17 protein-coding genes and 1 pseudogene are annotated in these 18494 nt (G+C 32.1%); 5 read left to right on the top strand and 13 right to left on the bottom strand.

Annotation, left to right across the window (positions count from 1 at the left end):
* Positions 1–147 precede the first annotated feature (147 nt).
* On the top strand, positions 148–1182 hold the full coding sequence (locus tag EKH84_RS13775; RefSeq protein WP_127066748.1) for a 2-hydroxyacid dehydrogenase: 1035 nt from the start codon (positions 148–150) through the stop codon (positions 1180–1182).
* 189 nt (positions 1183–1371) lie between these two features.
* On the opposite strand, the gene EKH84_RS13770 is transcribed toward EKH84_RS13775, so the two are convergent.
* From EKH84_RS13770 to EKH84_RS13760, 3 genes are all read right to left on the bottom strand, one after another.
* A complete protein-coding gene (locus EKH84_RS13770) occupies positions 1372–2874 on the bottom strand; it encodes a glycoside hydrolase family 43 protein (protein WP_127066747.1) in 1503 nt (500 codons plus the stop codon).
* A gap of 235 nt (positions 2875–3109) precedes the next feature.
* Entirely contained in the window at positions 3110–3373 is a 264-nt protein-coding gene (locus tag EKH84_RS13765) for a DUF1905 domain-containing protein (protein ID WP_127066746.1), read from the bottom strand.
* Positions 3374–3467: 94 nt separating this feature from the next.
* Complete coding sequence (locus EKH84_RS13760; protein ID WP_127066745.1) at positions 3468–4262, bottom strand: metallophosphoesterase; 795 nt, start codon at positions 4260–4262, stop codon at positions 3468–3470.
* 151 nt (positions 4263–4413) lie between these two features.
* Here EKH84_RS13760 and EKH84_RS13755 point away from each other — a divergent pair, with 151 nt between their 5' ends.
* On the top strand, positions 4414–5160 hold the full coding sequence (locus EKH84_RS13755; RefSeq protein WP_127066744.1) for a 3'-5' exonuclease: 747 nt from the start codon (positions 4414–4416) through the stop codon (positions 5158–5160).
* A gap of 169 nt (positions 5161–5329) precedes the next feature.
* Here EKH84_RS13755 and EKH84_RS13750 read toward each other — a convergent pair whose 3' ends face one another.
* The 4 genes from EKH84_RS13750 to EKH84_RS22100 form a co-directional block, all read right to left on the bottom strand.
* Positions 5330–5998: a YkgJ family cysteine cluster protein gene (locus tag EKH84_RS13750; RefSeq protein ID WP_127066743.1), complete on the bottom strand. Its 669-nt coding sequence runs from the start codon at positions 5996–5998 to the stop codon at positions 5330–5332.
* A gap of 146 nt (positions 5999–6144) precedes the next feature.
* Positions 6145–6960 (bottom strand): DUF1295 domain-containing protein, encoded by an 816-nt coding sequence (locus tag EKH84_RS13745; protein WP_013657223.1) that lies wholly within the window; start codon positions 6958–6960, stop codon positions 6145–6147.
* Positions 6961–6994: 34 nt separating this feature from the next.
* Positions 6995–7795, bottom strand: a complete 801-nt coding sequence (locus tag EKH84_RS13740) for an SDR family NAD(P)-dependent oxidoreductase (protein ID WP_013657222.1) — start codon at positions 7793–7795, stop codon at positions 6995–6997.
* A 176-nt stretch (positions 7796–7971) separates the two neighbouring features.
* Entirely contained in the window at positions 7972–9105 is a 1134-nt protein-coding gene (locus tag EKH84_RS22100) for a tocopherol cyclase family protein (protein ID WP_190283334.1), read from the bottom strand.
* 248 nt (positions 9106–9353) lie between these two features.
* Between EKH84_RS22100 and EKH84_RS13725 the strand changes: the two genes are divergently transcribed.
* From EKH84_RS13725 to EKH84_RS22845, 3 genes are all read left to right on the top strand, one after another.
* The gene (locus tag EKH84_RS13725) at positions 9354–9620 is read left to right on the top strand and encodes a TspO/MBR family protein (RefSeq protein WP_127066742.1); all 267 of its coding nucleotides are present in this window, start codon (positions 9354–9356) and stop codon (positions 9618–9620) included.
* Between the two features lie 164 nt (positions 9621–9784).
* The gene (locus EKH84_RS13720; RefSeq protein WP_127065015.1) at positions 9785–11101 is read left to right on the top strand and encodes an IS4 family transposase; all 1317 of its coding nucleotides are present in this window, start codon (positions 9785–9787) and stop codon (positions 11099–11101) included.
* Between the two features lie 143 nt (positions 11102–11244).
* On the top strand, positions 11245–11481 hold the full coding sequence (locus EKH84_RS22845; RefSeq protein WP_127068086.1) for a TspO/MBR family protein: 237 nt from the start codon (positions 11245–11247) through the stop codon (positions 11479–11481).
* Positions 11482–12292: 811 nt separating this feature from the next.
* On the opposite strand, the gene EKH84_RS13710 is transcribed toward EKH84_RS22845, so the two are convergent.
* The 6 genes and pseudogenes from EKH84_RS13710 to EKH84_RS13685 form a co-directional block, all read right to left on the bottom strand.
* Positions 12293–12547, bottom strand: a complete 255-nt coding sequence (locus tag EKH84_RS13710; protein WP_207669740.1) for a hypothetical protein — start codon at positions 12545–12547, stop codon at positions 12293–12295.
* A gap of 163 nt (positions 12548–12710) precedes the next feature.
* Positions 12711–13436 (bottom strand): transposase, encoded by a 726-nt coding sequence (locus EKH84_RS13705; protein ID WP_243118600.1) that lies wholly within the window; start codon positions 13434–13436, stop codon positions 12711–12713.
* 17 nt (positions 13437–13453) lie between these two features.
* Positions 13454–13939, bottom strand: a complete 486-nt coding sequence (locus EKH84_RS13700) for a hypothetical protein (protein WP_127066740.1) — start codon at positions 13937–13939, stop codon at positions 13454–13456.
* A gap of 219 nt (positions 13940–14158) precedes the next feature.
* A pseudogene (locus EKH84_RS22345) lies at positions 14159–14431 on the bottom strand (SMODS domain-containing nucleotidyltransferase); the annotation flags it as partial.
* Positions 14432–15235: 804 nt separating this feature from the next.
* Positions 15236–15526 carry a hypothetical protein gene (locus EKH84_RS13690; RefSeq protein WP_127066739.1) on the bottom strand — a complete coding sequence of 97 codons (291 nt, stop codon included), beginning with the start codon at positions 15524–15526 and terminating at the stop codon, positions 15236–15238.
* A 22-nt stretch (positions 15527–15548) separates the two neighbouring features.
* Positions 15549–18452, bottom strand: coding sequence for a pre-toxin TG domain-containing protein (locus EKH84_RS13685; RefSeq protein WP_127066738.1), 2904 nt, complete (start codon positions 18450–18452; stop codon positions 15549–15551).
* Positions 18453–18494: the final 42 nt, after the last annotated feature.

Genomic DNA, 18494 nt, shown 5'->3' with positions numbered 1-18494 from the left:
CCTCCATTATGTATTTTATTACAATAATCCCTAGAATTTTCATTGAATATTTTGAATGATTATTGTAATATAATTCTATTATACAATAACCATTAGTATTGTCAATTTACATATAATATAAAACTTATTTAAAGAAAGGGAGATATTATGAGAAAAATAGCTTTTTTTGATACAAAACCATATGATAAGGAATGGTTTGATACTTTTATAATGAATTATGATTTCGAAATTAAATATTTTGAGAATAAGTTAAATGAGGATACTGTTGCTTTAGCAAAGGGATGTGAAGGCATTGTTGCTTTCGTTAATGATAACTTGAATGAACAGGTCATTAAACAATTAGATGATTTAGGTATATCTATTATTGCTATGCGTTGTGCTGGCTATAATAATATTGATTTTAAAGCAGCGTTTAATAAGATTCATGTTGTTCGTGTACCTGCTTATTCACCTTATGCTATTGCAGAACATGCAATGGCGCTTCTTTTAACACTTAATCGAAAAACACACAAGGCATATAACAGAACCAGAGATTTTAATTTTAGCTTAAGTGGCTTAACAGGTTTTGATTTACATGGAAAAACTATAGGTGTTGTAGGAACAGGAAAGATTGGACAAGTGTTTATCGATATATGCAAGGGCTTTGGCATGAAAGTAGTTGCGTATGATCCCTACCCTATATCTAATGCCGACTTTGAATATGTAGGTTTTGAGCAACTCTGTCAAGTAGCTGATATTATTTCACTTCATTGTCCTCTTACAGAGCAGACTCATCATTTATTAAAGAAAGAAACTTTTGATCAAATGAAAGATGGCGTTGTGATTATTAATACCTCTAGAGGAGCTTTAATTGAAAGTGAGAGTTTGTTAGAAGCCTTAAAGTCACATAAGGTTGGTGCTGCAGGACTAGATGTATATGAAGAAGAATCAGAACTGTTTTTTGAAGATTTTTCTAATGTGATAATACAAGATGATGTTTTGGCTAGATTAGTTTCTTTACCTAATGTTATAGTCACTTCTCATCAAGCCTTTTTAACCCAAGAAGCTTTAAAGCATATAGCAGAAACAACACTAAACAATTTAAAGGCGTACTTTGAAGGTGAACCTCTTCCAAATGAGATATGCTATCAATGTAAAAAATTAAATGGATGCAAAAAAAATCATACAGAACGTTGTTTTTAATCTTTTTTAAGAAATAGGTAATTCTTATAAAGCTAAATCAGAATCTGGAATACAAAAAGTAGCTTATCTTATAATTTAGGATAAGCTACTTTTTGTGCTGATTTATTAAAAGTAAATAGGCCCTTCATTCTGTAAAATATTATTACTAGCATAATAATATTCAGCATTGCTTTAGATTTAGTTAAATTTTTAGAAAGAGAAATAATTGCACTTAAAATCTTTAAAGCAAGCATAGGTACAATTACCTTGATTGCTTGCGTATAGTCCAATTATAACACCGGTAAATCCTCCGGCTATCTCAGAAGATAGATATTTAGTTTGTGCTGTACCAAGATTAATTTTTTCCTTTTCTAGTTGAATAAAAAAACTATACGCCTCGTGATCTGCTTGAATAATAAGTGATACATTATTTATATTTTTTATCTCTAATTGCTCTTCTACAGATTTAATATCACCAATATTTAAGCGTTTGATTACCTCATATCCACCTGTACATTTTCGCAGTGCCAAATCATAATGATGATTTTCATCCATATAGAGAGTAATACCTGCTTCGCCATCTAAAATAGACACATTACAAGAAATAGCTGCTTTAAAATCTTTTTGGCGTAGACCAATAAATGTCGGTGACTCTACCTCATCAAGTGTAATTTTGGTTCCTCTGAGTTTTAATACATTCTCTCCCAATATATAATTTTCATCATTAGGTAATCGAATATAACACCATTCCTTATCCCATTCCGTATTTTCAAAGGTATAACACTTTTTCTCATGTTGAATAAAATTGTCAAAAGTAGAAGGAATATCAAAATATTGTAGGGTTGTTCCTTTGTATCCTGCTGTAAACCAGCCATCTTCTGCAAAGAAAACAGGTGTTAGAAAAACTTCACGTCCTAAATGATGATAAGCTAACCACTGACCTATTTGACGAAATCCAAGATGTATGATCCACCAATTACCTTTATCATCTTGGACCAGGTCTCCATGACCTACACCCTGTATTTCATACCCTCCTAAATTACGATTTGTTAACACGGGATTATATGGGTATGACTTAAAAGGACCATAGGGAGAATCTCCTCGTGCATAAGTTATCATATGACCAAATTCTGTTCCTCCTTCTGCGGCGACAAGGTAATACATCTCATTTATTTTATACATATGTGGGCCTTCAAGAAAACGGCCACCAGTACCTTGCCAAATGGTACGACTAGAAGTGAGCTTTTTCCCTGTAGCAATATCAATTTCACATTGAACGATACCACTTATGCCATTATCGTCTTCGCCATTACTCATAAAGTATGTATTGTTATCTTCAAAATATAAGGACGGATCAATTCCCCCTTGATTCACAAAGAGAGGATCAGACCATTCACCATAAATATCATCTGTCCAGACATAAAAATTCTGTTGAGTCGTAGCATTGGTGGTGGTCATATAAAAGCGTCCATTGTTGTACCTTATTGTAGGAGCAAAAACCCCTCCTGAACTATTTGACTTATCCAGTTTTATTTGACTTTTTCTTGTAAGACAATGTCCAATCTGCTTCCAATTAACAAGATCCTTACTTTCAAAAAGAGGGACACCAGGAAAATACTGCATAGAACTACATACAAGATAGTAAGTATCACCCACCTTACATACACTGGGGTCAGGATAAAAGCCTTTAATGACAGGATTTTTGTATTTCATTTCTCTACCTCCTACTAAGAATATTTAGATACTCAATTAATATAATGCTCCTAAGATAATATGCCAAGCATAGTTTAACATTTTACTGTAAATATTATAAATGTATTTACTGATAATCTTTAGCATAGTACAAGTAAATAGCATTTTATTTGTTTTAAGCTATCTTTATATAAAAGTAAAGGTATAAAAGACACTCACCTAAGTAAGTGTCTTTTATATGAGCCATATTTTTCATTTATCTTTCTTGAAGTGTTACATGAATGGTATCACCTGGTTGCTTATTAATCTGTTGCCTAATATCTTTTCTAATACCAATGATATGGCATGCTGTCTTCATTTTAACTAAGCTTCCCCAATATTCAACACCATCAAAAGTAGCACAGACAGGTACCCTACCTTTTCCAAATTCAGCTTTTACATCAAAAGGTATTTCTATATAGGCACCATTAATATCTGGTACTTTTTTAATTTCTGCATCAAATTCGTATATTTTACTCATATATTGCCTCCATTTTATTACTTGATATTAGTATAAAGGATATGAGGTTATAAGTATACCTTTTCCAAATAGTCTAAGGCATACAGAAGTATCTTTATAAAAAAGGTCTTACTGACTCACAATAAACCGCTTTAGCTTTAACCTCCATAATTTCCTTTTCCGGATATCTAAAAGCAGTTAGTTTACCTCCAAACACACAGCCTGTGTCAATATTAATGGTATGATTCACCATTATTGCTTGAGCTCTTGGTGTATGCCCATAAACAACCAATGCGCGTCCTTTATACTCACTACTCCAATCTATACGCACAGGTAAGCCTAATTCATCTATTTTACCCGTTGTTTCTCCAAACATTGCTAGATCTCGTGTTTTTTTAGATGCTATGCTGTGAAATTGTTCTCTTAATCCTGCATGTGCTACTACTAATCTTCCATTATCAAATACATAGTGTCCCACCAAATGTTCTAGAAACATTTCAACATCTTTTTTAAAAGACTCAGGTTCTTGTCCTAACTGCTCTAAAGTTTCTTTAAGGCCATGAAGGACTTGTACATTAGAACCTTTTAGCTTACGTAGCAACTTATCATCATGATTACCAATGACACAAAATCCCTTCCCACTCTTTACCATTGACATGACTAGTTTTAAAACTTCAGGTGATTTAGGTCCCCTATCTACTAGGTCGCCTAAAAAAACTGCTTTTCTATGTTGAGGAGAATATACTCCTTGTGAGTTGTCTATAATATAACCTAACTTCTCAAGCAATTCACATAGTTCATCATAACAACCATGAATATCACCTATGATATCAAATGGACCATGTATCTCACTTTTATTATTTTCTAGCTGCATGAATTCATAAGATATCTCTTCTAAATCTATTGGCATCTTATATCTTCCTTCTTTCATCTCTTTTAAGCTACGTACAATAACTTTTGTATATTTATAATCTATACCAATTCCTTTTATTTCATTTATGGAATAGCCTACTAAATACTAGCAAAAAATATCAAAAGAAAATAGTTAAAGGAGACTTGCTATGAATTATATTGTTTTCGATTTAGAGTTTAATCAAGATTTCTCAGCACGAAAGGATGTTGTTAACAAAGAAAATCCCTATACTTTTGAAATTATTCAAATTGGAGCTGTTAAGCTAGATGAGAATTTTCATACCATAGATACTTTTAATCGTTTGATTAAACCTACTATTTATGAAGAAATTAATCCTTTTGTTTCTTATCTAACAGGTATTACAATAGAACAATTAGCACAAGAAGAAAGTTTTTCTGAAGTATATAAAGCGTATATAGAATTTATTGGTTCTAGGAAGGCAATTTGTTGTATTTGGGGTACATCTGATATGAAAATTCTATTTAAGAATATCCTATATCATAAATTAGATCCTGCACCCTTTCCAAGAATGTTCATTAATATTCAACCTTACACTTCTATTTACTTAGGCTTGCCTTCAAAAAAATTACTTCGTTTACAAGATGCCGTCAATATGCTTCAAATTCCTACAAGTACGGCTTTTCATCTTGCATTATCAGATGCTTATTATACTGCTGAAATTTTTAAAAAGGTTTATCAACCTTCTATTACACCTAATTGCTATGATCCTTATGAAGCTTCTAAATTATCTAGACCAGCTAAAAAACATATTGATTTTGACGCTTTAATAAAACAATTTGCGAAGATGTATCATAGGCCTATGACAGAAGAAGAACAAGCCATTATTAAAGTGGCTTATCAAATGGGAAAAACAGGACAATTTCTTATAGATTAAATGTATTTTGGGTATATTTCTACCTAATCACATTTTAAATACTTAGATAATTGAACTAAAAAGACTCACCGTGGTTCATTGCAAGCACAAAAATATTCAAGCGCGGTGAGTAATGTTCAATATAATAGATTCATTTTTTACTTACTATTTCAATATTCTCGGTCTCTATTTATAAAATACCTAATCTCTCTTTTGCCTCAGGTAAGACCCTCCAAAATACAGTATAAAAATCTTCTCCTTCGTTTATATGTATACGATAAAAGGTATTTAATACATACTGATTCATTTCTTCTAATTCTGCTTTATCATATACAAATTTCAATCTAAAATGAAGGGCTTTTAATAATTTGTACCATGCCAAGATAAAAGTCTTGTTTTCATTATAATTGGCGATCCCAATCCATTCTTTTACTTTGATCTCTTTTAAGTTAGGCATAACACATGTTCCTACTTGCAAGAAATATTTAAAATCATCATTCTCATAAACTCTGCCAAGTGGAAACAGTCTACAAATATTGGGGCGATGTTCATGTATACCACACCTACCTGTTTCATTCAAAAAACTACAGCGCTCCGTTTCTCCCTCCATCTTGAGATAAGGCAACATCATTTTATTGCTTATTTGGAGTGCAAGTTTATTCCCCAAGAGTTCATCAAAGGATACTTTAGTGTGATTTACTATTTCGTAAACATCAAATGGTGTAAGCTCAACCAAGTCTCCTACTCTATGACAACAAGTATAACACCCATTACATCCAGATGTATCTGCTTTTACATAGTCCTCTATATCATATAATTTACCATCTGAAATACCTTCTAATGTCTTTAGTGTTCTCATAATTTTCCTTTCTTAAATCTTACCTTATAACTATTATGATTTTAACATGTATAGAGTTGTTGTCAATCTATCCTCTAATCAAACTGAAATTCTATTTTATAATGCTAGTACTTTTGTATAAGTGTAACTACAAGTTGTCAAGTTTTCTATCCCACTAGCCATTTATATTTTTCTACACTATATAATGGAATGAATGGTAGAAGAATTGGTGTTTGCTTCACATATGTTTTATATTCAGGATTATCACCATAATTTCTATTTTGTCGTATTTCCAATCTTCTAGCGCCACCAAACATAATATAGACGATACAGATATACCCAAATGATGCCATAGTCCATTGCCATACACCAACATAAACGTTTATGCTTGAAACAAATACACCTGTCCAAAATAATACCTCTCCTAGGTAATTAGGGCAACGCACGATTTTATATAATCCACTATCACAAAAACGTGATGGATTCTTCTTTTTTGCTTTGGATTTTTGTATATCAGCTAAAGACTCTAATAAAATACCACATACCATGATCATAGCACCGACTATGCTAAATACGTCTGTCTTAACTCCGTTTTGTAAACGTAAAAATACCGGGGATATTTGTAGTGCATATAGCAAGGAACAGCTAACCCAAATACTTACTTTTGAAGCTATTTTCATGGTACTACCATCTTTCATTTCTTTTTTCATCGTATGACGATAGGATGCACTTTTTAGTTCTCTAACAAGCAAATATCCACCTAGACGACAACCATAAATCACAAATAGCATACAAGAAACCATAGTTCCTATGCTTAAATCATTGAAAAATAGAATTGGCATAGCAATTCCCATTGCTGCAATAGAAAAACCATATCCCAAAGAAATAAAGTAAACATATTTATAGAATCCAACTGAACTAACCACTAATGCTATAACTATTAATATCAAAAAACTAAGTGTAAATGTACTTGTAAAATTCATAAGAACCTCCACATTTTACTTTATTAATTCTCTCTTATGAAAAAAAGTTTCTTTTATTAAAACCAGCTGTCATAAATCTCCAAGTAGCTTTTTTATTTGTTAACCACTGGATTTTAGCATTATTTTTAGTATTCTTGAGCATTCTATTTACCAAAAATTCAGCTACCACGTGTGGGTAATCTCCCAAGATGTTATAAACTTTCTTTGTCTTTTCCTGCAATTCTATCTTTTCATTGCAAGAAAAAGCATTTGTTAGAAAATCTGTAATCATAATTCCAGGACTTAATCTACCAACAATAACACCTGTCTTAAGTTCTTGCGATTCTTTGGCTAATGCTTCCGTAAAATAAGTAACAGCTCTTTTGCTGGTTCCATAAATAGATAAACCAAGCATTTTAGCATCATTACTTCCATATCCTTCGATATTGTAGATTGCTCCAGAACGTACTTTTGCCATTTCACGCATTACTAGTCGTGATGCATTGATCGTTCCCTTTAAATCAATATCCAGTATGGATGTGATTTCTTTTGCAGATAGCTCCCAAATAGGCTTGTTTGGTTGATTTACACCTGCATTATTGATCCATATATCAATAGAGCCAAATATCTTTTTAGAGTAGTTTATCAGATTTCGTATGTCCTCCTCACTTGTTACATTGCATTTACACACTTCAACTTTAGCGGAGCTTTCAATTTTCTCAAGTTCTTTTTTTGCTTTTTCAAGTACTTCCTGATTGGTTGCACTAAGCATAACATTTAGTCCACTCTTTCTAAAAACCTTAGCCATTTCAAAACCAAGTCCTCTAGAACTTCCTGTAATTACTACTGTTTTCACCTTAATTCACCTCTCTTCCATTAATCTTTTGTGTTATGTATCAATATAAGACGTATTTGATGGACACATTTTTATCCATCTCTAGAACTCTTATTTTGTACTTATAATACTCAAATGTACCATCTTTTCTGTAACTCTTTCTAAATAGTCATACTTCGTCTCTTATATACGATTAACTACGACTCATATTCTCCATATTCACACCCTACATGTGTAGCTACAATATCATCAATGAGCATCAAGCCGTCCCGCGTCTTTTTATAAAGTTTTATGTTTCCTATTCCCGTACCACCATTCCACAACTTCTTATGCCTTTTGCTACCGTCTGGAGCCTCATAGTTAATAAGTAATAAATCAGACTTTAAACAACGTACTTCAGTTTTCATAACAGAGGTTCTATTTTCTTGTCGCACTTTCCACCTCACTTCTGTTGCTGTCTCTTGAAAGGAAAATTGGGTGCGTGGCAATGTCCAAAACTTGGAAAAATTATACTCATACTCATTTCCCTCATACCAAAAAGCTCCCAACAATTTTCGGTTCAGTGGAAAGAAATATATCTTTGGACATCCACCACCGATGTTAAACACACTATTCTTCAACACTTTTCCTGTAACCTTACTCCTCATGCAGTTCGAAGAAAGCCATACCCACGGGCTTGTGAAGTTGCTTCCCCAATTCTTATCCGCATATCCAAAGGATGTTTCTGGTGTCACAATGTAACGTTCTCCGTCTATTTCAACAGTTCCACTATACAAGGTTTTCATTCCCTCTGCATGCCAATACATTTCAAAAGCTTTAATCTTACGAAATAATCTACCTGCTCCATATCCCACATTAAATGCAACTTTCTTATCTAGTTTCAAGTTCCATGTCATGCAACCAGCATCACACATATACTCTGGATGCTCCTTTGCTTCCACTTCGCTTACACCCACACTACCTGTTAATTCCGTATCTGATGCAAAACAGTCCTTTGCCTTTACAGAGAATGGTTTCCTCTTATGAAGTTTTACCTCATCCCATGCAAAAAAACGATGTAGCTGTTTAGGGTTTTTCCCCCAGCTTCCTGCCTTGACCATAAGGTAAGATGGCTTCTTGCCGGCTACTTTATTTTCTGGCAATTGACCTAATACGGCTTTATCACCACCTAATGCAGGATTACATAAAAAATATTCTACAAAAAAAGCTTTTTCTTCACCTGTTTTTTCATGTCTTGCTGTAAAAGAATGCCACCACCAGTCATAGCCATTTTTACAAAAGCACCCATCTAGCATATATTCATTTCTCGATAAGTCATGACGATTAAACATTTCTTCACCTTCTCTTTTTTGTATTCTAATAGTCATCTATAGGTAATGCTTTGAGCACCTTAGCTTCAACCTGATTTTATACTATAGTTAAATGATTTTCAATCAACTCCTAGTTTCTTTTACACTATTTATGCAGTTTTTCTAAAAATACTCATTTATTATCATAAGTTAGGACATGTAGCATACACTGATAGTAATTATTAGTATATGTCTACATACTTTAATGCATGGACATAAAGGAGGAACTAATGCAAATCAATTGGAAACAGCTTTTAATAAGTATAGGCATAAGCCTTGGAATAGGCGCTTTAGCTGGATTTCTCACTCAAAATAGTATGGAAGTTTATAATCAGCTGAAACAGCCTGTTTTATCACCACCAGGATGGGTCTTTCCTATTGTTTGGACTATCCTTTACATTTTAATGGGGATATCTGCTTATCTCATCTATGAATCTAACTCCCCCAACAAGGAAAAAGCTCTTACTATCTATGGCAATGTCATTAAGTTAAGATGACGAAAAAAGATCTCTATACCAATCAAATGGTATAGGGATCTTTTTTTGAAAAAGTAGTTGACAAGACAAAGAAAATGTGTGGCCGCTCTCACTACTGATTGAATAAAGAGGTAGTGAGAGCGGCCCTTGTAATTAAAGGAAACTTAGTTACAAGGAGGACACATATGAAACCCAAACAAATTAAAAAGCTTTTAGTAGATGAAATCCAAAAGTTAGCTGACAATCCGCAAGATTATTGTACCAATCCAGGTAGTGATTTTTTACGCAAAAGAAAATTGCCCATGAATAAAATTTTAGCTGGAATTATTGGAATGGGAAGTGGGAGCCTTACAAACGAATTATTAGATCTATTTGGTGCATCTGCAGATACACCCACTTCTTCTGCGTTTGTTCAGCAGAGGAAAAAGATAAAGCCCGAAGCGTTTAAGAAGATATTTGACGGCTTTTCAAGTAAACTTATAGATAACTTTAATGAAGATATGCCCATACTTGCTGTTGATGGGTCTGATGTACAGATTCCTACCAATCCTGATGATTTAAATTCATTTCATTCTGGAAAAGATGGAAGAAAATCATATAATCTTCTGCATATAAATGCGTTGTATAATATAAATTATTCTATTTATCATGATGTGATAATACAAAAATCTAAAGAAAAGAATGAACATAACGCTCTACAAGAAATGGTTGATCGTTCTGAAATTCCTAAAGCACTCGTGATAGCTGATAGAGGTTATGAATCTTTCAACAGCATGGCTCACATTCAAGAAAAAGGATGGTTCTTTCTTATTCGTGTCAAAGATGGAATTAATGGTATAAAGAATGGATTGGATTTACCCAAAACAGACTGTTTTGATATTGATATTTCTTTAAAACTTACAAGAAAGAAAACGAATGCAGTCAAAGAACTTTTCAAAGACAAAAATCATTATCGAAGTGTTTCTTCAGCCCAACCGTTTGATTATTTACCACTTAAAAACAAGAAATCTGAACCTGCTAAATTCTATGAATTACACTTCCGAATAGTGAGATTTCCTATTTCAGAAACTTCCTATGAAACAATAGTTACAAATCTAAATAGTGAAAAGTATCCTCCTGATGAGGTAAAAAAACTGTATGCTTCTCGTTGGGGGATTGAAACATCTTTTCGAGATTTGAAATATACGATTGGAATGTTAGATTTTCATTCAAAAAAGGTGATGTGTATCCAACAAGAAATCTATGCACATATGATAATGTATAACTTTGCAGAAATGATTACCTCCCACGTAGTCATTGAAAAAAAGCAAAGAAAGCATACATATAAAGCAAATTTCTCAGTTGCAGTGCATATGTGTAGGTTATTCTATCATGGAAAAGCAACATCACCTGATGTAGAAGCCATAATTGCAAAAAATCTCATTCCTATAAGACCTGATAGGCATAGGGAACGAAACTTAATTGTTAAGATTTTTCATGGCTTCCTTTATAGAGTAGCATAAATCTTTGTAAAAGAATATAAATTTTGAGTCAGATGCAAATCTGTCTATTTGTGGTACCTGGAAATAGAAAAAGAAGCTGAAGAAATAAATCTTCAACTTCTTTTCCTAGGGATGCGTTTCTATCACAATGTTAACTTAATGACATTGCTATCTATGGGTGGCAACTTTTCTTTAATTTTCTATGGTCTATCATCTTTTTTAACTTGCAAAATATCCTACTTGCTTTTTTTGTGCTTATTATATTATGGATTCTGATTGTGGTAATGATTAAGTCATTCAAGGAGATTAATCCATTAGCTGCTTGGCTTCAAATTCCCTGTCTGCTCTGGGTTACTTTTGCTGGATACTTAAATCTTATGCTTTATACCCTTAATCAATAATACGACATATAAAAATAGGGTAGCTTCTAATCTATTAGTAGGTACCCTATTTTTATAGTTAGAGAGTTAACAAAAATGACACTAAATAAAGAGTCTATAATTTCCTTTCTATAAATTTTTCAAATTATATTAGGGAAATATTCACGATGTAACATATAGTATGATGTAAAGAGCAAACAAAGAACTCTTTTATGGGTTATTCGTTAATGCTTTACACATAAGTTATACCAAATAAAGTTTCAAACCAGGGTCTTAATGCCTTAGCTTCCTCGTCATAAAGGGTGCACCGGCTAAGACTTTAAGGAGCTCCTCACTCAGCGTTTGAACTTTCATAGCTTATTTTCCTATTCTCTGCAAAGTGCAAGACCTGCTGAGGAGCTTATGTCTATGCCTTTATTGTGACATTGGAAATCAAGCTATAAAAGTAACTAACAAGAGTCTGGGCACAACAAAAAGTCATCATTTTAGATTTTTCTAGAATGGTGGCTTTTTGTTGTGAAGATAAAACAAATATGTATACCTATTGTACTCTAAAGTAATACCAATTACTCTCCAAGTGTTTTCTTTTCCATTTCAATACTCATCAGGTATACATATGTAAGTAGGTTTCTCTCCATTAACTGTATATACAAAAGCATAGTGATTTCCGTCCATACCAAAGAAAATATTATCCTTCTAATGCGAATTTATATTATTTACAAAAAGAGGCTCCAGGTATTGAAACTTATAATAAAACTTCAATTTGACCCGAAACCTCTACTGTTATCCACAGCAAAATTTATTATGGCTGAACAGTTATCTCTTTAAAATATTAAAATATTCTAAAACTTGAATTACAAAATCCTGTCACAAAATCCATCAAATCAAGAAAAACATCCTCCACATCAGAATTACAACTAGAACGTAACTCTATCAGATTATTCATCATACTATTTTTATCCATTCCTGCCTCTTTATATTCTATTAATAGCTCGCGTAAAAATAATATATTACCTTGACTTATACTCATTTTACTTAATAAAGATTGTCTAAAATCCTCATCTATCATCCTTAATTCAGTTCCCATCTTAATACGAGCACTTTCGCTTCTAACCTGATTTTATAGTATAGTTAAAGAATTTTCAATCAACTCCTACTATCTTTTACACTATTTATGCTGTTTTTCCTAAAAATAGGTATAGTTCCCCTTACCCCAATTTTCTCCCACCGTATTCAATTAGGTCATGGCCTTATGTCGTATCAAAAATATACTTCCTAGTATATTTCAATCGATATAGATCTTTCTCTAGCAACCTTACTATTTCTTTTTGTGTTAATAGCTTTACCTCACTTCCACTTAGCCTTCTAAAAATAAATAGTTGTGTAAGATTAGTAGCTATGCTCATTAAATACAAAAGTGCTTCTATCGCGTTTGGGTGATGTATAAAACAATGCTCTAGAGCACTATAAGTTTTAAGTTTATTAAATAAGCTATTTTCTATATCCCACCTCATGTGCATCATCTTGTATAATGTTTGAAGAGGAATATTAAAATCACTTGTAACCAGTAAAACTTGTGAATATTTGTTTGTCTTTGTTTTCTTTCTAAACTTTACAAACCTAAGTGGGTCAGTTACTTCATCCATGTAAAACGATTCTTCATATGCTGTTACTTCACAATCTCTTTTCCCATCTTGCCAAATCTCTTTTATATTACTTTTGTTAATTTTAGTCTTAGCTTCCTTGATACTTATAATATTACTATCCTTTACATGAATAACTGGTATTACCTTATTAGATATACAATGATTAATACAACTGCTATTACAAGCCAAAGCATCATAAACGACTACATCTATCGTGCATTTATGCTCTTTCGTTACTCTGCTCAATAGTCTTTTTGCTACCGTTAGCTCTCCTTCATCCTTTTTACTGCTATCTTCTGAACCTTTATAGAGTTCAAAGTCTATGATCAATCTAGGCTCATTTCCTATTAATGACATAAATGCAGTACTATGAAAATAGTGTGTTTTTTATTTCTTATAGTTGTGGTACAATATTCTTCACAACTTTTCTTATAGCTTCCAAACAATTTAGTACCATCTATAGCTGCAACTGTATAGCCATCTATGGTCCCTTCTTCAAATGTTTTATTTCGCTTGGACTTCTTAATGATTTTACTGTGCATTTTGTATAGTTCTTGATTATCAATAACTTTAAGGGTATCTCTGATAGTATCTATTTGTGGTAATTTCATTTTTCTAGAAATAATATTTATAAAATCATTACTTCTTATTTTATACTTAAGTTCATTAAAACTTTGTATTCTCATTATAAAGCCTAAAAGCACTGGTAGAATAACCTCTCCAGTAGTATATAGAAGGTTTTTTCTTCTATCTGTTAGTGCTTTTAACCCATCTTCTATATGATAAACTTTCTTTACATATTTAATAAATTTCTTTAAGTAATTCTTACTCATCTTTGCCTCGGTTGTCATTTTTTATACACAAGAAATGATTATAGAATATAACTATGCAAAGAGGCAAGAATCTGAAGTCAAAAAGTGCGAATTTACAACTTTTACAAAAAGGGCTTTTAGGTCTTGAAATTTATAATAAAACTTCAAATTGACCCGAAAGCCCTCATTTCCACCCATATTTGTATCTGGATAAATATATGTACCATTCCATTGCCCCCATCAATCAATGTTTTTAAATGCAGGAAGTATTTCAAATTTCATGCCATCACTGAACAAAACTTTTACAACTTGTCCATCAGCTCTAACTTCACTGCGAGGATAAGATGTTAGTATTGCATTTCTTACTGCTTGCAATAAACGTGATTGACCATTGCCCTTTACTAAATCATATCGATTATATTCATTTTGTGGTAATTCAAACAAAACATCAAGATCACTGGAATTAATTGTTGTTCCACGCCCATAAGAACCAACATACAAACTATTTTGTGTCTCACTTTGGCTGTTTCAAAATTCACAATTTATTGCTTTGGTAATAGTATGATAACGCATTGATATAGTATTTCTAGTATCTTGTGGAATAATCTCTCCACGCTTACGTATTGGCAAACTCATCTTATTCCGTCCCCTCCTATTCTTTCATTACCCGAACAAATAAATTCATGTTACTTATAAAAAATCACTATCTTATTTTTGATCTAATCCTTTATATATTTTAGGATAATCAGCAATAAATGTGTATAATATTTTTATTTTTAGTGTTTTTTACGAACAATTCTATAACTCAACAAATTATACTTATCTATACCCGCCACACCTATAAGTACAGATTATCTGTGATACTTCTAATCTATTCTAATTATATTTTATAATATAATTAGATATTGGTATACAATATTATTTATTTTTAATTTTTTTAACTCGTGATATAACTACGAATTACCTGTAGGATACAAAAAATAGGCCAAGCACATATCTATCTCTTCATAGTTTGCTTGCATCTACTCTATTATTACTTTTTCATACTGTATACTTGTCCATATAACAGTCTTACAATCATTTCATATTAACTCAACTATCTTTTTTTATACACATGAAATGATTATAAGACATCTATTGCAAAGAGGCACAAATTTGAGGTGAAAAACTGCGAATTTGACAAAATATATAAAAGACTTTCAGCCATGAAATTTATAATAAAACTTCAAATTAACCGAAAGTCTCCTTAAAACTATTTTTTATAGACAGCATCTTTTGAATCGCTTAAAGTTAAATTTGCTCAAAATAAAGAGATTGTCATTCTACACACTTTATTATTCCTTTGCCCAGTACTCTCCCTCCAATGTTAAGCTTAAACTCATACTCATTTTTTAATTTTCCCTTTATGTGTTCAAATTTATCTCCATATGGAAGTTGAATAATGACTTCATGCCATTGCTCCTTTATAAGAGGTTTATCACACAATATCCTTGAAGCTATCAAGTCTCCATCCATATTAAATGAAGGCATCATTCCAGACCATCCATCTCCTGGCATAGCACCACCATTATCTTTAAATAAATATATATCTGCTATAAATTCTAACAAAACAAAATCAGCTCCATTCTTACTAGTATACCTGTTTTACTTCTAACAATGAATCATTAAAAATTTTCAAAACATCTTCTTGAACAGTTGCATTACCACTCTTCAATATAGCTGTATCTACAGCATTAAAATCTAATTTAATAAATACTTCTTTTGGTATTTTTGCCTTAAAAATTGCAACACTCTCAGGGAAATTATTACTCAGTTTTAATATTTCATCGAATGAGAATCCAAATTGTTTTGAAACAAATCCACTTGGACTGGGTCTAAATATATTTGAGCTCATTATATCTTCAAATTCATCTACACCAACAGCTCTATAGAGTTCTACATACGAATCACTCGTATTAAGCATTTTCGAAACATTTTCAGCAACACTTGAATAGGTTATACCTTTAGCCTGATATTCTGCAGTACTTATTCCATATTTACTTAAAGTAGCAATATCATCACATGAAAAATATTGCATTAGCAATTTTTCTAACCTATCTAAGCCAGCCGCGCCCTCAGATTTTTGTATTGATGTGATTAATCCGTCCGTTGCTCCGAGTTCTTTTAGTTTTGCAACGGTTTTAGGATCTCCCTTTAAAATATATTTTGCAACATCATCTGCATTTTTTCCAAATAATCCAATAGCTTCAGAAACTACACGAGGAACTATTATAGCTCCTGCTAATAACCATCGATTAATTTCTTGCTTTGTTATTATATCTCTTCCTTCAATTAGTTCTATAAAAGTTTTTGCGTCTCCAATTAAGGGCGTTAAATCCAATACTAAGGATAATCCATCTCCTGGAGAAAATGCGCAATTAAATTGTCCAAACTCCTCTGCATCTTCAAATTTAGGTATTAATATTCCATAAGTTCCCTCTTCTAATGTCGCTAAAAATGGATATAACCCTTTATGATTAGCAGCATATACAAGGACATCATCACCTTCTACAAAGCCTGCTTCTTTATACATATCCAATAATTCTATAGTCATTGAATAGTCGCCTATTGAAGTTATAGAACTAAGCTTAATTCTTACTTCATAATAGCCACCTTTTTCAGGTACAAAATCTATTCTATCTTGTATATTATATTTTGTGGTTACTAATTCAGGGTCAGACATTCCAGTAATCCCTATATAATAAACAGATATATCTAAATTAATGTCGCTATTCACATTAATTGTATATGGTCTCGTGACAATATATGGATTAAGAATAAAAGTATGTTCATCCTTACTATGTGCAACTGTTCTTTCGTAAGTATTATAAATATCCACATTTGTTTTATCATAATGCAATGCAGACCATGTATCATGTTCGAAATGATTGGTATGTTCAACATAATCGGTTAATCCATCGGAATCGCTATCTATATCTGTAGGATCAGATAATATCGGTAATACGACTATATCTTGTAATAACTCTGGGAAAGGTATTTGACTTATATCGTACCCATGAGTCTCATAGATTAGAGTCCATATATCTCCTATTTTAGGTAATTCATATCCATCTATTCCATAAGATATTAATTTAGAATCCCAGTATACCTCTTCACTGTCAGTAAGTTGATCCTTGTCAGTATCAGCTGAACCTCCCTTAGCTAAAGGTTCTTTTAATATAATTTCTTTAAGGCTAGTACTTCCTAAAATTTGAAATTCTTTTTGGTCAATAAGATTAGTAATAATAAATTCTTTGAAACCACTTTCGACATCTGCCATAATTCGAAGTGGTACGAAAACACCATTTATTTTTTGTAACCATCTTCTATAAAACGTAGCTGTATTATCTGAAATACTACCTGTTTCTTCCCTTGTTTTATAAGATATTCCTAGGTTAACTCCCGATGTGTTTAACTTTTCTATCATCTCATACACAGTATTAAAACCATGGCAGTTAGCAATACTATATGACTTATCAGTTACTAAAAAGGCAAACTTACTGGCATCTTTTCTAAATGGCAAAGTTGTAACATACCCTAATCCCGCAAGCGGTGTACCTGAAATGTCTGTATCATATCCGCCATAAGCATCAAGCCCATCTATTATCTGCTCTATTTCAGAAAGACTATTGCTAAAGCTTAATACTCTATTTCCTTCTGCTTTTGAAGCCTGTATGCCATTTATTTGGATGGCTGAAGAAGGACTCATATAGTTAATATCTTTAAAGTCAATTATGGATACTTCTACATCTAAATTGTACTCCTCTTTTAATCCTCTAACAATCTCTTTCATACTAGCTTTTAATGATGGCATTATTTTTTGCATTGTATATCCAGTATCTATTACAAAGGCTAGGTCAACTTTTTTTGACTTTGTGTTAGGATATGTAGTGTTAAATAAGTTATTATTTTTCAAATCATATGTTTGAGTATCCACGCTCGCCATTATAGAAGCACTTTGTTTTAGAATATTTACTTCTTGATTAGTTTTAAAAGCTCCTACGTTACTCAACCATTTTTCTAAATTCATAACACAATAGGTACCTTGACCTATCATTTCAGTGCTTATTACATTAGTTTTCACATCAACTATTGTAGGTAGTGGAACTAATATCCCATATTCCTCATTAAAATTAAAAATTTGATATCTTTTTATTCCTGTTACCCTCTGGTCATTTACAATATTGTCTTGTGTAACAAGAGACTCATCTAATTCAAATGATATTTTACCTTCTTCTAATACGCCATCATGATACTTAATGCTAATAGCTTTTCCTACAATTGCATTATTATCTTCTATTGTATGCGCATATTCACTTTGGCCTACTATAGTATTTCCTTTTGCATTTCCAGAAGCTTTTACTTGGATAGATACCTTATAAGGACTATCTTCTGTATTAATAGCTGACAAATTGTCATCAGCTACATCTTGAACAAAAACATATTCTTGATCTGGTGTACCAAAAGTAAAAGGATTTAAAGGATCTAATCCCATACTTATTTCGTCACCATCATTTAAAGTATCTCCATCAGTATC

Origin of the sequence: Cellulosilyticum sp. WCF-2, assembly GCF_003990395.1 — a bacterium.
Taxonomy (GTDB): domain Bacteria; phylum Bacillota; class Clostridia; order Lachnospirales; family Cellulosilyticaceae; genus Cellulosilyticum; species Cellulosilyticum lentocellum.
This window is presented reverse-complemented; position numbering and strand designations above follow the sequence as displayed.

Excerpts from the sequence above, each read along its gene's own strand:
- EKH84_RS13745 (WP_013657223.1), bottom strand. The coding sequence starts at position 6,960 with ATGAATTTTACAAGTACATTTACACTTAGTTTTTTGATATTAATAGTT.
- EKH84_RS13760 (WP_127066745.1), bottom strand. The coding sequence starts at position 4,262 with ATGCCAATAGATTTAGAAGAGATATCTTATGAATTCATGCAGCTAGAA.
- EKH84_RS13700 (WP_127066740.1), bottom strand. The coding sequence starts at position 13,939 with ATGAGTAAGAATTACTTAAAGAAATTTATTAAATATGTAAAGAAAGTT.
- EKH84_RS22100 (WP_190283334.1), bottom strand. The coding sequence starts at position 9,105 with ATGTTTAATCGTCATGACTTATCGAGAAATGAATATATGCTAGATGGG.
- EKH84_RS13765 (WP_127066746.1), bottom strand. The coding sequence starts at position 3,373 with ATGAGTAAAATATACGAATTTGATGCAGAAATTAAAAAAGTACCAGAT.
- EKH84_RS13755 (WP_127066744.1), top strand. The coding sequence starts at position 4,414 with ATGAATTATATTGTTTTCGATTTAGAGTTTAATCAAGATTTCTCAGCA.
- EKH84_RS13710 (WP_207669740.1), bottom strand. The coding sequence starts at position 12,547 with ATGGGAACTGAATTAAGGATGATAGATGAGGATTTTAGACAATCTTTA.
- EKH84_RS13725 (WP_127066742.1), top strand. The coding sequence starts at position 9,354 with ATGCAAATCAATTGGAAACAGCTTTTAATAAGTATAGGCATAAGCCTT.
- EKH84_RS13770 (WP_127066747.1), bottom strand. The coding sequence starts at position 2,874 with ATGAAATACAAAAATCCTGTCATTAAAGGCTTTTATCCTGACCCCAGT.
- EKH84_RS13775 (WP_127066748.1), top strand. The coding sequence starts at position 148 with ATGAGAAAAATAGCTTTTTTTGATACAAAACCATATGATAAGGAATGG.
- EKH84_RS13685 (WP_127066738.1), bottom strand. The coding sequence starts at position 18,452 with ATGGGATTAGATCCTTTAAATCCTTTTACTTTTGGTACACCAGATCAA.
- EKH84_RS13750 (WP_127066743.1), bottom strand. The coding sequence starts at position 5,998 with ATGAGAACACTAAAGACATTAGAAGGTATTTCAGATGGTAAATTATAT.
- EKH84_RS13720 (WP_127065015.1), top strand. The coding sequence starts at position 9,785 with ATGAAACCCAAACAAATTAAAAAGCTTTTAGTAGATGAAATCCAAAAG.